At 72.6% G+C, this 12,959-nt stretch carries 10 protein-coding genes and 1 pseudogene; 7 read left to right on the top strand and 4 right to left on the bottom strand.

The window, feature by feature from the left end:
- Window positions 1–631: 631 nt before the first annotated feature.
- The gene (locus ACQPYN_RS07435; protein WP_433035274.1) at window positions 632–796 is read left to right on the top strand and encodes a hypothetical protein; all 165 of its coding nucleotides are present in this window, start codon (window positions 632–634) and stop codon (window positions 794–796) included.
- A gap of 29 nt (window positions 797–825) precedes the next feature.
- On the top strand, window positions 826–2,412 hold the full coding sequence (locus ACQPYN_RS07430; protein ID WP_433035271.1) for an MFS transporter: 1,587 nt from the start codon (window positions 826–828) through the stop codon (window positions 2,410–2,412).
- Window positions 2,413–2,643: 231 nt separating this feature from the next.
- On the opposite strand, the pseudogene ACQPYN_RS07425 reads toward ACQPYN_RS07430, so the two are convergent.
- Window positions 2,644–3,003: pseudogene (locus ACQPYN_RS07425) on the bottom strand (DUF7144 family membrane protein); the annotation flags it as partial.
- Here ACQPYN_RS07425 and ACQPYN_RS07420 point away from each other — a divergent pair.
- The gene (locus tag ACQPYN_RS07420) at window positions 2,989–3,945 is read left to right on the top strand and encodes a lysostaphin resistance A-like protein (RefSeq protein ID WP_433035268.1); all 957 of its coding nucleotides are present in this window, start codon (window positions 2,989–2,991) and stop codon (window positions 3,943–3,945) included. The pseudogene ACQPYN_RS07425 and the gene ACQPYN_RS07420 sit on opposite strands and share 15 nt — an antisense overlap.
- 86 nt (window positions 3,946–4,031) lie before the next feature.
- Complete coding sequence (locus ACQPYN_RS07415; protein ID WP_433035265.1) at window positions 4,032–5,039, top strand: RNA polymerase subunit sigma-70; 1,008 nt, start codon at window positions 4,032–4,034, stop codon at window positions 5,037–5,039.
- On the opposite strand, the gene ACQPYN_RS07410 is transcribed toward ACQPYN_RS07415, so the two are convergent.
- From ACQPYN_RS07410 to ACQPYN_RS07400, 3 genes are all read right to left on the bottom strand, one after another.
- A complete protein-coding gene (locus ACQPYN_RS07410; RefSeq protein WP_433035262.1) occupies window positions 5,040–5,624 on the bottom strand; it encodes a dihydrofolate reductase family protein in 585 nt (194 codons plus the stop codon).
- Between the two features lie 95 nt (window positions 5,625–5,719).
- Complete coding sequence (locus tag ACQPYN_RS07405) at window positions 5,720–6,823, bottom strand: acetate/propionate family kinase (RefSeq protein WP_433035259.1); 1,104 nt, start codon at window positions 6,821–6,823, stop codon at window positions 5,720–5,722.
- Window positions 6,808–9,144, bottom strand: a complete 2,337-nt coding sequence (locus tag ACQPYN_RS07400; protein WP_433035256.1) for a phosphoketolase family protein — start codon at window positions 9,142–9,144, stop codon at window positions 6,808–6,810. The genes ACQPYN_RS07405 and ACQPYN_RS07400 overlap by 16 nt, the downstream gene beginning before the upstream one ends.
- Window positions 9,145–9,305: 161 nt before the next feature.
- Between ACQPYN_RS07400 and ACQPYN_RS07395 the strand changes: the two genes are divergently transcribed.
- The 3 genes from ACQPYN_RS07395 to fahA are packed head-to-tail and all read left to right on the top strand — an operon-like array spanning window position 9,306 to window position 12,959.
- On the top strand, window positions 9,306–10,553 hold the full coding sequence (locus tag ACQPYN_RS07395; RefSeq protein WP_433035253.1) for a cytochrome P450: 1,248 nt from the start codon (window positions 9,306–9,308) through the stop codon (window positions 10,551–10,553).
- A 13-nt stretch (window positions 10,554–10,566) separates the two neighbouring features.
- Window positions 10,567–11,772: a homogentisate 1,2-dioxygenase gene (locus ACQPYN_RS07390; protein WP_433035250.1), complete on the top strand. Its 1,206-nt coding sequence runs from the start codon at window positions 10,567–10,569 to the stop codon at window positions 11,770–11,772.
- The gene (gene fahA, locus ACQPYN_RS07385; protein WP_433035247.1) at window positions 11,769–12,959 is read left to right on the top strand and encodes a fumarylacetoacetase; all 1,191 of its coding nucleotides are present in this window, start codon (window positions 11,769–11,771) and stop codon (window positions 12,957–12,959) included. Before ACQPYN_RS07390 ends, fahA begins: the two co-directional genes overlap by 4 nt.

Here is a 12,959-nt window from a genome sequence, read left to right as displayed (position 1 = left end):
AGACCGCATCGGCGGCCCAGCTCGATCTTGTCCGGGGTGCGGGCATGGGGGCGAACTGAGGTTGAACGGTGCCTTGGGAGCGGACCCTGCGCACGAGGCAGCCCACAAAGTCGCTGGTAGCAGGCTCAGCGCCCTCGGTCTGCCGTCCTCCTAAAGCGGGTGTCGCAGGTTCGAATCCTGCCGGGGGCGCCGTGTCGTGTCTCAGGACATCCCGGACGCCCGGACCCACGTCGTCTGGGTTCGGGCGTTGTCATGGGCTGGTCGTCGCAGGGTGGTGTCGGTCTCCAGCTCGCGGAGGAGTTCGTCGGTAGCGGCGTGGATGACGCGCGCACATGGTGGTCGTGGGCGAGCAGTTGCGCTCTCGGATGCGGGGGTGGTGCCCCGGTGGTGGCGGTCGACGAGGGCCGTCGGGGACGGATCCCCCGCAGGGGGTGACGCCACCGTCGGGCACCTCGTCGATCCTGGGGCGACCACCAGGGTGTCCTCGGGCCGCCGAGGGGCGGAGGTCTTCGCCAGACGGTGAGCGCCGACGAGCGGGCGAGCGACCATGATGATGACCAGGCACGGGTCCCCGACGGACGGGGGCGGCGCAGGAGGGCCAGGGCGTCCGGCCACCACACGCACCACCCGCATGACGGTGGCGTTGGTCCTGCTCGTGCACGCGGTCGTGGACGTGGTCGAGAACCGCGAGCCGACGACGATCCGGCTGTGGATCCCGGTCGTGCTCATGCCCGTGTGCGCCGCGCTGGCCACGACGCTGATCACAGGCCTGATCCCGGAACGCCGCCGGAGATGACTACGGGCAGGCCACGCCTGGCGCCGTTGGTGGCGCTCGGAGCGGCGCAGTTCCTGGTGGTGCTCGACACCTCGGTGATGAACGTGTCGATCAGTCAGCTGGTGGCGGACTTCCAGACCGACGTCACGACGATCCAGCGCGTCATCACCGTCTACACCATGGTCATGGCCGCGTTCCTGCTCACGGGCGGGACGATCGGCGACGTGCTCGGTCGGCGGCGGACGTTCGCCGCCGGCCTGGTCGTCTACGGGATCGGCTCCCTGATCACCGCCGTCGCCCCGACCGTCGGAGTGCTGACTCTCGGGTGGTCGATCATCGAGGGTCTCGGGGGCGCACTCGTGCTGCCCGCGCTGGCCGCCCTCGTCGGCGGCAACTATGCGGCGGGCAAGGAGCGCACCTTCGCCTACGGCGTGGTCGGCGCCCTTGCCGGGGCCGGGATCGCGGTCGGGCCCCTGCTCGGCGGCTGGGTGACGACCTATCTGAGCTGGCGCTTGGTCTTCGCCGGTGAGGTCGTCCTCGTGCTCCTGATCCTGGTCGGGCTGCGGTGGGTGCGGGACGCCCCACTGGACGGGCCGCGACCTCGCCTCGACGTGGTCGGCGCGGCGCTCTCGGTGCTCGGGGTCGCCCTGGTCGTGCTCGGCGTCCTGCAGAGCACGACCTGGGGCTGGTTGCGCCCGCGGGACCCCCAGGTGGCCCTCCTCGGGTTCGCGCCGACGCTGTTCGTCGTCGCGGCGGGCCTCGTCGTACTCGCCCTCCTGCGTTCCTGGGTGCGGTACCGCGAGGCGTCCGGTCGCCACCCACTGATCCGGTGGTCGCTGACCGCGGTCCCGCCGTTACGGGCCGCCCTGTGGTGCCTGCTCGCCCAGAACCTCGTACTGCTCGGCCTGTTCTTCTCGATCCCGCTCTACCTGCAGGTCGTGCTGGGGCTCAACGCCTTCGAGACCGGTCTGCGGCTGCTGCCGATCTCGGCGACGATGCTCGCCACCGCCCTCGCCGCGCCGCGACTCGCCGGCGTCCTCGCGCCCCGCCAGGCTGTACGGCTGGGTCTCGGCATCCTGGTGGTGGCGATCCTGTGGCTGCTCGCCACGGTCGAGCCCCAGCTCGACGACGCCGCCTTCGCCGGGGGGACCGCCCTGCTCGGGGTGGGGATGGGTCTGCTCGCCGCCCAGCTCGGCAACATCGCCCAATCGAGCGTCGGCGAGGACGACCGTGGAGCCGCCGGTGGGTTGCAGTACACCGCGCAGAACCTCGGCTCCTCCCTCGGCACCGCCTTCGTCGGCTCCGTGCTCATCGCCGCCCTGGGTGGCGCGGCCTCGCGCGGGGTGGAGGGCGACCCGCGTATCCCGGCCGACCTCGCCGACCGGTTCGGGGTCGCGGTCTCCGGCGGGCTGGACTTCATCCCCGTCGGCCAGGCCGAGGCGGCGCTCACGAGGGCCGGGGTGCCGCCCGAGCAGACCGCCGCCGTGGTCGAGGCCTACGCCGAAGCCCAGCTGCAGGCACTGCGCGCCGGGTTGTTGGCCGTCGCCGCGATCGCGTTGGCGAGCCTGGTCGTGACCGGCGCCCTGCCGTCCGCGACCCCCCGTCACGAGCGCCCGGGTGATGCTGCGTCGGTGTGAGCGCGGGTCGGGGGCAGGGACCCGACCCCGACCCGCGCCATGGCCGTCCTCATCGGCGCTGGAGACCCGGCCAGCCCAGGTCATCGAGAGTGCGCTGATGATGATCACGGTGATCGACCGGATCGGGTAGGCGGGGAGCACGCCGGCTGCACGAGCATGGTGAGGGCCACCAACCCGATCCCGACCCCGCTCCAGTTCGGGACGTTGCCGAGGAGGGCGACACCCGGTGACCAGGGTCAGCGCGCCGATGATGATGTGCACCCAGCCCCAGGCGGTCAGGTCGATGGTGAGGACATCGCCGTCGAGGGTGATGAAGTAGGTCGGGGCGACGAGCGCGACCAGGCCCTCGATCACACCGACGGTACCGATCACGGCCCGCTCGGAGGCGAGGCTCCGCGGCAGCCAGGAGCCTTCCGGTCGACCGCGGACCTCTCCTTCTGGTGACACAAGGCTTGTCCTGCGGTCACGAAATCCGCACCGCGGCGCCACAGACCGCGTCGGAGAACCGGTCGACGCTGCGTGCAGGGCCCGCACGCCCGCCACCGTGCCGCACTGCACCTCGTCGGAGGAACCGCCATGACCGCGACGCATCCGTCCGCCCCACCGACACCGGCTCCGGAGGACGACGTCCGCGTCGGCACCCCTTCGGTCGCTCCGGTCCCGCTGACCTACGACCACCTCGCCCGGACCGCGGGTCGCCGCTGGTACGTCGGTCCTGCTGCGCTCCTGGCTCTCGTCGTCACCGGCCTGCTGTTCGTGTTCGTGCTCGGCTCGGCGCTCGACCTGGCGGCGGTGATCGCGGGAATCCCCCTCGACGCCGACGGCCTCCCGACCGGCCCGGGCTGGTCGGACGCGGCGGGCCTGGTGATCATCGCTGCCACCCTGCCCGCGGTGCTCCTGGTCGTCCGGTTCGTGGAGCGCCGGGCCGGGACACTCTCGTCGGTCACCGGGCGCCTGCGCGGTCGCTGGCTCGCCGTGTGCCTGGTCCCGGCGATCGCGGTCTCCGCGCTCGCCGGCCTGGTGGGCGAGCTCGTCGATCCCACCGGGAGCGCCTTCGCCGGCTGGTCGTCGTTCCTCGGGGTCGCCGTCGTGGCCCTGGTGCTCACACCGTTCCAGGCGGCGGCCGAGGAGTACCTGTTCCGGGGCTGGATCGTGCAGACGTTCGGCGCCGTGGTCCGCAGCCCGTGGCCCGGCGTCGCGGTCAGTGCCGTCCTGTTCGCGCTGATCCACGAGGGAACAACGGCAAGCGCGTGGGGCTTCGCCGACCTCGTGGTGTTCGCGGTCGCGCTCTCGGTCGTGACCCTGCTCACCGGTGGCCTCGAGGCCGCCCTGGCCCTGCACCTGGTCCACAACAGCGTCTGTTGGATCGTCTCGGCCGCCTACGCCACGACCGGATCCATCGCCGACTACACCGAGGTCGGCGCCGGGATGTTCGTCGTCTCGGCGCTCGGGACGGTGGTCTACGTGGCCGTCGTGCTGGTGCTGGCCCGGCGCCGTGGCGTCGAGACCACGTCCGTGGCGCCTCCCCGGTAGGGACTGCGGCGGCGTCACCGATCAGGAATCAGCCGCCCCATCGTCGGTCCTCGTGGCCCCTGGCTCCGATGGAAGGATCGACGACCATGACCGACGCCGGACCGGTGGACGCCGACGAGGCCGCGGTCCTCGCGGCGGTCCGCTCGGGCGACACCGCGCGGTTCGCCTCATTCACGGAGCGCCACCGGCGTGAGCTGCAGGTCCACTGCTACCGGATGCTCGCGAACTACGACGACGCCCAGGACCTGACGCAGGAGACGTTCCTGCGGGCGTGGAACAAGCGGGAGTCGTTCAGGGGCCACGCCGCGCTGCGGACCTGGCTGTACCGGATCGCGACGAACGCCTGCCTCGACTTCCTGGAGAAGCGCAACGACCGCACACCCGTGCCGTCCGAGCTGGCGGACCCCGCCTCCGAGCTGCTGTACCTGCAGCCCTACCCCGACCGGATGCTCCCCGAAAACCCGCAGGAATCGGTGGTGGCCCGGGAGACGATCGAGCTGGCGTTCATCGTCGCCGTCCAGCACCTGCCGCCGCGGCAGCGGGCGGTGCTCGTCCTGCGCGACGTCCTCGGCTGGCCGGCGTCGACGGCCGCCGACGCCCTCGACCTGACCCTCGCATCGGTGACCAGCGCGCTGCAGCGGGCCCGCGTGACGATGCGCGAGCAGCTGCCCGACCGCCGCCTCGACTGGCGGAGCCGCGCCACCCACGAGCTGTCGGACGACGAGCGCGCCGTGGTGACGGCGTACATCGACGCCCATGAGCGCAACGACCTCGACGGGCTGACGTCCCTGCTGCGCCGGGACCTGCGCTTCGCGATGCTGCCGGAACTGGGCCCCGTGCCCATGACGGCGCAGGACGCGGTGGACGGCTGGGTCTCCGGCGGGCTCTTCGAGCGCGGCCACGACGACTGGCGCGGCATCACCACGACGGTCAACCGCATGCCGGCCGCCGTGCTGTACCTCCGCGCTCCCGGCGACCCGGAGTACCGGTTGTTCGCCCTCGCGGTCCTGCGCATCGTCGACGGGGAGATCGCCGAGCTCACCGGGTTCGACGCCGCCGCCACACCCTGGTTGGACCTGCCCCCGACACTCTGATCATCTCCTCGTCTCGTACCGGGTCAGCAGCACACCGCCGGGAAACGTCCGCGTCTCGACCAGGCGCAGGTTCACCCAGTTGTCCAGGGTGGTGAAGAACGGCGTACCGCCACCCACGAGCACCGGATGGGTGACGATCGTGTACTCGTCGATCAGCCCGGCCCGCATGGCCGCCCCCGCGAGCGTCGCCCCGCCGATGTCCATGGGGCCGCCGTCCTCCGCCTTCAGTCGGGTGATCTCGGCGACCGCGTCGCCGGTGACCAGGCGGGTGTTCCCGTCGACCTCGTCGATCGTCGAGGAGAACACCACCTTCGGCATCTTCCGCCAGCGACCCGCGAACTCGATCACCACTGGTGTGGCGCCCGGTTGCTCGTCGGCCGTCGGCCAGGAGGAGCTCATCTCCTCCCACAGCTTGCGTCCGTAGAGCGCCAGGCCCGTCGCCTCCACCCGGTCGGACCACCACCGGAAGAACTCGTCGCCCGGCGACGAGTCCGGTCCGTCTCCCCCGCTCCAGCCGAGATCGTCGCCGGGCGCGGCGATGTAGCCGTCCACTGTCGCGTTCATGGCGAAGATCAATTTCCGCATCGTGCAGCCTCCCGTGGGTCGATGTCACAGGTACGGACGGGCGCGGGGCGGAAACCTGATCGGTCCGCGTCCCGGGGCGCACTCACGGGGCAAGCTCAGCCGACGAGCGCGGCACGGGTCCCCGCGGCGATGGCCAGGTCCTCGCGGGCCGCCAGCACGAACGACGCCACCGCGGCGCCCTCGGCGCCGATGTCGGTGTCGCCCTCGGCGGCGTCGTTCCTCGACCCGTCGACGTCCACGCCGAGGAAGGCGAGCCGCTCGGCGGCGCGCCGCCTCACGAGGGGCGCCCTCTCCCCCACCCCGCCCGTGAACGCCAGGACGTCGAGACCGCCGGCCGCGGCGGCCATCGAGGCGATGCCACCCACGAGGCGGTGCAGGTAGACGTCGAGCGCGAGCGTCGCGTCCGGCTCGTCCCGCCCGACGGCGGCGACGATCTCGCGCATGTCCGCCGTCCCGGCGAGCGCGGACAGCCCCGACCGCGTCTCCAGCGCCGTCGCGATCTCGTGCGGGGCGAGGCCCTCGTGCTCCTCGAGCCAGAGGACGAGCCCGGGATCGACGCTCCCGGAGCGGGTGGCCATCACCAGGCCCTCGAGCGGGGTGAACCCCATGGTCGTGTCGACGCTGCGGCCGTCCACCACCGCGGCGAGGGACGCCCCGGCGCCGAGGTGGCAGGTCACCACCCGCTGGCCGGTCCGCCCCGTCAGCTCGGCCACGCGCCCGGCGCAGTAGCCGTGGGAGAGCCCGTGGAAGCCGTAGCGGCGGATCGCGTAGCGCTCCCGCCACTGCGCCGGGACGGCGTAGGTGGCGGCCGCGTCCGGGATCGTGGCGTGGAAGGCGGTGTCGAAGCAGGCCACCGCGGGCACGTCCGGCAGCAGCCGCGACACGGCGTCGAGCCCGGCGAGGGACTTCGGCTGGTGCAGCGGCGCGAGGGAGCCGAGCTCCTCCAGGGCGTGCCGGACCGAGGTGTCGATCACGGTGGGCCGGGTGAACCGGGTGCCGCCGTGGACGACCCGGTGGCCCACCGCGTCCGGCGTCGCCCAGCCGTCGAGCAGGGCCGTCAGGTCGTCGCGGGCCACACCGTCCGGTCCCGCCTCGACGTCCGCCGCCTGCTCGACGGTGTCGTCCCCGCCGAGCAGGCGCAGCTTGAGGCTGGACGAGCCGGCGTTGACGACGAGGACCCGGCTCACTCCCAGGTCCACCCGGAGATCGCCGGATCGTCCTCGCCGTGCTCGCGGGTGTAGCGGCGGGCGGCGAGCCGGGCGTCCTCCATGCGCTGGCGGAGGACCGCGGCGTTGCTGCCCAGCGCCGGGACGCGGTCGATGACGTCCATGACCAGGTGGAAGCGGTCCAGGTCGTTGAGCATCACCATGTCGAAGGGCGTGGTCGTCGTGCCCTCCTCCTTGTAGCCGCGGACGTGCAGGTTGCGGTGGTTGCTCCGGGAGTAGGTGAGCCGGTGGATGAGCCACGGGTAGCCGTGGAAGGCGAAGATCACCGGCTTGTCCGGGGTGAAGAGCGCGTCGAAGTCCTTCTCCGACATGCCGTGCGGGTGCTCGCTGGCGGGCTGCAGCCTCATCAGGTCGACCACGTTCACCACCCGCACCTCGAGGTCGGGGCAGTGCTCGCGCAGCAGCTTCGCCGCGGCGAGGGTCTCCAGGGTCGGGATGTCCCCCGCGCACGCGAGGACGACGTCCGGCTCGCCCTCGGTGTTCCCGGCCCACTCCCAGATGCCGACGCCGCGGATGCAGTGGGCGATCGCCTGGTCCATCGTCAGGTAGGTGAGCTGCGGCTGCTTCCCCGCGACGATGACGTTGATGTAGTGCCTGCTGCGCAGGCAGTGGTCGCCCACCGACAGCAGGGTGTTGGTGTCCGGCGGGAGGTAGACCCGGACGATCTCCGCCTTCTTGTTGATCACGTGGTCCAGGAAGCCCGGGTCCTGGTGCGAGAACCCGTTGTGGTCCTGACGCCAGACGTGGGAGGAGAGCAGATAGTTCAATGACGCGATCGGTGCGCGCCACGGGATGCCGAGCGTCGTCTTGAGCCACTTGGCGTGCTGGTTGAGCATCGAGTCGACGATGTGGACGAACGCCTCGTAGCTGGTGAACAGGCCGTGCCGTCCGGTCAGCAGGTAGCCCTCGAGCCAGCCCTGGCACAGGTGCTCGGAGAGGATCTCCATCACCCGGCCGCCCGGGGCGAGGTGGTCGTCCCCGTCGATCACGGTGGCGTTCCAGGCCCGGTCGGTCACCTCGAACGCCGCCTGCAGGCGGTTGGACGCGACCTCGTCCGGGCCGAAGAGCCGGAAGCGGTCGTCGTTGCGGGCCACGACGTCCCGGAGGAACTGGCCCAGGACGGTGGTCGCCTCGCTCATCGACGCGGCCGGCTGCTCGACCGGGACGGCGTAGTCCCGGAAGTCCGGCATCGCGAGGTCCCGCAGGAGGCGACCGCCGTTCGCGTGCGGGTTCGCGCTCATCCGCCGATCCCCCTCCGGCGCGAGCGCGCGGAGCTCCGGGACGAGGCGGCCGTCGGCGTCGAAGAGCTCCTCGGGGCGGTAGCTGCGCATCCACTCCTCGAGCTGGGCCCGGTGCCCGGGGTCGGTCCGCGTGCCGGCGAGCGGGACCTGGTGGGAGCGGAAGGTGCCCTCGACCTGCTTCCCGTCGACCTCCTTCGGCCCCGTCCAGCCCTTGGGCGTCCGCAGAACGATCATCGGCCAGGCGGGACGCGTGGAGCCCGGGTCGGCCTTGATGGCGGCGATGTCGTCGAGGACGGTGTCGAGGGTGGCGGCCAGCTCCTGGTGCACGGCGGACGGCTCGTCGCCGACGACGAAGTGCGGCGTGTGGCCGTAGCCGCGCAGCAGCGAGGCGAGCTCGTCGTCGGGGATGCGGGCGAGCACCGTCGGGTTGGCGATCTTGTAGCCGTTGAGGTGCAGCACGGGCAGCACGACGCCGTCGCGGCGCGGGTCGAGGAACTTGTTCGAGTGCCAGCTCGCGGCGAGCGGCCCGGTCTCCGCCTCGCCGTCGCCGACGACGCACAGCGCCAGCAGTCCCGGGTTGTCGAACACCGCGCCGTAGGCGTGCACGAGCGCGTAACCGAGCTCGCCGCCCTCGTGGATCGAGCCCGGCGTCTCCGGCGCGACGTGGCTGGGGATGCCGCCGGGGAAGGAGAACTGCCGGAACAGCGCCCGCATCCCGTCGACGTCCTCGCCGAGGCTCGAGTAGACCTCGCTGTAGGTGCCCTCCAGGTACGCGTTCGCGACGAGCCCCGGTCCGCCGTGCCCGGGCCCGGTGACGTACAGCGTGTCGAGGTCCCGCTGCCGGATCGCCCGGTTCATGTGCGCGTAGAGGAGGTTGAGCCCCGGGGTCGTGCCCCAGTGCCCCAGCAGCCGCGGCTTGACGTGCTCCGGGCGCAGCGGTTCCCGCAGCAACGGGTTGTCCAGCAGGTAGATCTGCCCGACCGAGAGGTAGTTCGCCGCCCGCCAGTACGCGTCGAGCAGGGCCAGGTCGTCAGCGGTCGCCGGCTGGGCCATCCCGTGCTCCTCGCGTCGAGCGATCAGGAGCGGAACGTAGCCCGCCGCGACGGCCCCCGGCGAGCGCCGAACGGCCCTGCCGGGCCGGCGGGGAGGCCCCGACGGCGTCCCTGGTAGCAGGCGTCGTCCCCGTGGTAGACCGTTCACCGGGGAGGTCGAGGATGACGCGCCTGGGTGCGGAGGACGACGTCTTCGATCCGGCCGTCTTCGCCCGCGGGGTGCCGCACGAGGCGCTGCGGCGGCTGCGGGACGAGCAGCCGGTCGCCTGGCAGGACGAGCACGCCGTCGGCGACTGGCCGGCCGGCCCCGGCTTCTGGGCCGTCACGCGCTACGACGACGTCCGGTACGTCCTGCGCACCCCGGAGGTCTTCAGCTCGGCGCGGGGCGCGACCCAGATCCGCGATCCCGAGCCGGAGGACCTGCCGTTCATCCGCCGGATGATCCTCAACATGGACCCGCCGGAGCACCAGCGGCTCCGGAAGCTCGTGACGGCCGCGTTCACCCGGCGGCGCCTCGAGCGCTTCACCGACGACGTCGCCGCCCGGGCCCGCGGCCTGCTGGCGGACGTGGCCGGCGCCGGGGCGTGCGACCTGCCCCGCCAGGTCACCGACGACTTCCCGCTGGCCAACCTCGCCGAGCTCATGGGCGTCCCCGAGTCCGACCGGCACCTGCTGCTCGCGTGGACCAACCGCGTGATCGGCTACCAGGACGACGAGCACGCGCAGGTCGTCCGCGACGAGCGCGGGCGGCCGGTGAACCCGCGGTCGCCGGCGATGCTCGCCGAGATGTTCGCCTACGCGGGCGAGCTGGCCGACCACAAGCGTCGCCACCCCGCCGAGGACGTCATGACCGCGCTCGTCGAGGCCCGGGTCGACGGGGAGTCGCTCGACGACACCGAGCTGCAGATGTTCTTCTTCCTGCTCACGATCGCCGGCAACGACACCGTCCGCTCCGCGCTGCCCGGCGGCGTCCTCGCGCTCGTCGAGCATCCCGAGCAGTACCGCCGTCTGCGCGCGGACCGCTCGCTGCTGCCCGGTGCGCTCGAGGAGATGCTGCGCTGGCACCCGCCGGTGCTGACCTTCCGCCGCACGGCGGCGCGGGACACGACGCTGGGCGGGGTCGAGATCGCGGCGGGCGACAAGGTCGTCGTCTACCACGTGTCCGCGCACCACGACGAACGCCACTTCGCCGACCCGTTCCGCTTCGACGTCGCCCGCGACCCCTGCGACCACCTCGCGTTCGGCCAGGGCCCGCACCTGTGCCTGGGCGCGCAGTTCGCGCGCCTGCAGATGCGGGAGTTCTTCACCGCGTTCCTCGACCTGCTGCCCGAGGTCGAGCTCGACGGCGCCCCGCGGCGGCTGACGTCGAACTTCATCAACGGCCTGACGCGTCTGCCGCTGCGCTGGTGACCAGGAGGAGCCCATGTACTACCGACGGGTCGGGGACGTGCCCCCGAAGCGCCACACCCAGCACCGGCACGTCTCCGGCGCCCTGCACGCCGAGGAGGTGATGGGCGAGGAGGGCTTCAGCTCGGACTCCTCGATCCTCTACCACCTCGCGATCCCCTCGGCGATCGTCGACGCCACCTCGTGGACGCCCGGCGACCTCACCACGACGGTGAACCAGCCCTTGCTGCCGCGGCACCTCGACCTGCACGGCCTCTTCCCCGGCCAGGAGTGGAAGGCCGCCGACCCCGTGACGAGCCGGCGGCTCGTGCTCGGGAACGCGGACGTCCGCCTCTCCTACGTCGTCGCCGGGGAGACGTCGCCGCTCTACCGCAACGCGGTCGGCGACGAGTGCGTCTACGTCGAGTCCGGACGGGGCGTGGTCGAGACGGTCTTCGGCACGCTCCCGGTCACCGGCGGCGACTACGTGCTCCTCCCCCGCGCGACCACCCACCGCTGGCTCCCGGGCGGCGACGAGCCGCTGCGCTGCTACGTGATCGAGGCGAACTCGCACATCGCGCCGCCCGCGCGGTACCTGTCGCGCTACGGCCAGTTCCTCGAGACGGCGCCCTACTGCGAGCGCGACATCCAGGGGCCGGACGGGCCGCTGGTCGCCGACGAGCTCCACGCGGACGTCGAGGTGTTCGTGAAGCACCGCGACTCCCGCGGCGGGGTCACCGGCACCCGCTACATCGTGCCGACCCACCCGTTCGACGTCGTGGGCTGGGACGGCTGCCTCTACCCGTACACGTTCGCCGTGGCCGACTTCGAGCCGATCACCGGGCGGGTGCACCAGCCCCCGCCGGTGCACCAGGTCTTCGAGGGCGACGGCTTCGTGATCTGCAACTTCGTGCCCCGCAAGGTCGACTACCACCCGCTGTCGGTGCCCGTGCCCTACTACCACTCCAACGTCGACTCCGACGAGGTCATGTTCTACTGCGGCGGGAACTACGAGGCGCGCAAGGGCTCGGGCATCGGGCAGGGCTCGGTGAGCCTGCACCCCGGCGGCCACTCGCACGGGCCGCAGCCCGGCGCCGTCGAGCGGTCCCTGGGTGCGGAGTCGTTCGACGAGCTCGCGGTCATGGTCGACACGTTCCGGCCCCTCGAGCTGGGCGAGGGCGGGGTCGCGTCCGACGACGGGCGCTACGCCTGGACCTGGGCGGGTCGCGGACCGGCGCGGTGACCCCGGACGACGGCTGGGGCCTCGACAACCTGCCCTACGGCGTCTTCGACGCCGGCGACGGCCGCCGGCTCGGCGTGGCCCTCGGCGACGAGGTGATCGACGCCGGCGCCCTCGCCGCGGCCCACGGATCGGCGCTGGTCGACGTCCTCGACGTGCCCTCGCTGGACCCGCTGCTGGGCGGGGGCCCGACCCTGTGGCGCCGGGTGCGCGAGGCCCTCACCGGCTGGCTGGGGTCTCCCGACCGGCGGACCACCGGCGCGCCGCGACCGCTGCGCCACCGGCGCGAGGCGGTGACGATGCACCTGCCCTTCACCGTCGGCGACTACGTCGACTTCTACGCGAGCGAGCACCACGCCACGAACGTCGGGCGCATCCTGCGTCCCGAGTCGCCGACCCTGGCGCCGAACTGGAAGCACCTGCCCGTCGCCTATCACGGACGGGCCGGGTCGGTCGTCGTCTCCGGCACGCCCGTGCGTCGGCCGAACGGTCAGCGCCTGACCGACGACGGGCCGCCGACGTTCGGGCCGACCGAGCGCCTCGACATCGAGGCGGAGGTCGGGTTCGTGGTCGGCGGGCACAGCGCGCTCGGGGAGCCGATCCCGGTCGGCGAGGCCGCCGACCACCTCTTCGGGGTGGTGCTGGTCAACGACTGGTCCGCCCGCGACGTGCAGGCCTGGGAGTACGTGCCGCTGGGCCCGTTCCTCGGCAAGTCGTTCGCGACGTCGATCTCGGCGTGGGTGGTGCCGTGGGCGGCGCTCGAGCACGCGCGCATCGACCCGCCCCCGCGCGACGTGCCGCTGCTGCCCCACCTCGTCGACCCCGGGGACGCCGCCCTGGACCTCGCCCTCGAGGTCCGGCTCAACGGGCACGTGATCTCCCGCCCGCCGTTCCGGACCACCTACTGGACCGCCGCCCAGCAGCTCGCCCACCTGACGTCCAACGGTGCGCCGACGCGACCCGGCGACCTCCTCGCCAGCGGGACGGTCAGTGGTCCCGAGCACGACCAGTACGGGTCACTGCTCGAGCTGAGCTGGAACGGCCGTGAGCCGCTCACGCTCCCCGACGGGAGCCGGCGCACCTTCCTCGCCGACGGGGACGAGGTCACCATCACCGCCCGGGCCCCGGGACCCGGAGGCCGGACGATCGCGCTGGGGCCCGTCACCGGGGCGGTCACTGCCGCAGGCTGA

The organism is Actinomycetospora sp. CA-053990 (genome assembly GCF_050948445.1).
GTDB lineage: Bacteria > Actinomycetota > Actinomycetes > Mycobacteriales > Pseudonocardiaceae > Actinomycetospora > Actinomycetospora callitridis.
Note: the sequence above shows the minus strand (reverse complement) of the source record. Positions and strands in the feature narration are given on the sequence as shown.

Excerpts from the sequence above, each read along its gene's own strand:
- ACQPYN_RS07435 (WP_433035274.1), top strand. The coding sequence starts at position 632 with ATGACGGTGGCGTTGGTCCTGCTCGTGCACGCGGTCGTGGACGTGGTC.
- ACQPYN_RS07420 (WP_433035268.1), top strand. The coding sequence starts at position 2,989 with ATGACCGCGACGCATCCGTCCGCCCCACCGACACCGGCTCCGGAGGAC.
- ACQPYN_RS07415 (WP_433035265.1), top strand. The coding sequence starts at position 4,032 with ATGACCGACGCCGGACCGGTGGACGCCGACGAGGCCGCGGTCCTCGCG.
- ACQPYN_RS07410 (WP_433035262.1), bottom strand. The coding sequence starts at position 5,624 with ATGCGGAAATTGATCTTCGCCATGAACGCGACAGTGGACGGCTACATC.
- ACQPYN_RS07400 (WP_433035256.1), bottom strand. The coding sequence starts at position 9,144 with ATGGCCCAGCCGGCGACCGCTGACGACCTGGCCCTGCTCGACGCGTAC.
- ACQPYN_RS07395 (WP_433035253.1), top strand. The coding sequence starts at position 9,306 with ATGACGCGCCTGGGTGCGGAGGACGACGTCTTCGATCCGGCCGTCTTC.
- ACQPYN_RS07390 (WP_433035250.1), top strand. The coding sequence starts at position 10,567 with ATGTACTACCGACGGGTCGGGGACGTGCCCCCGAAGCGCCACACCCAG.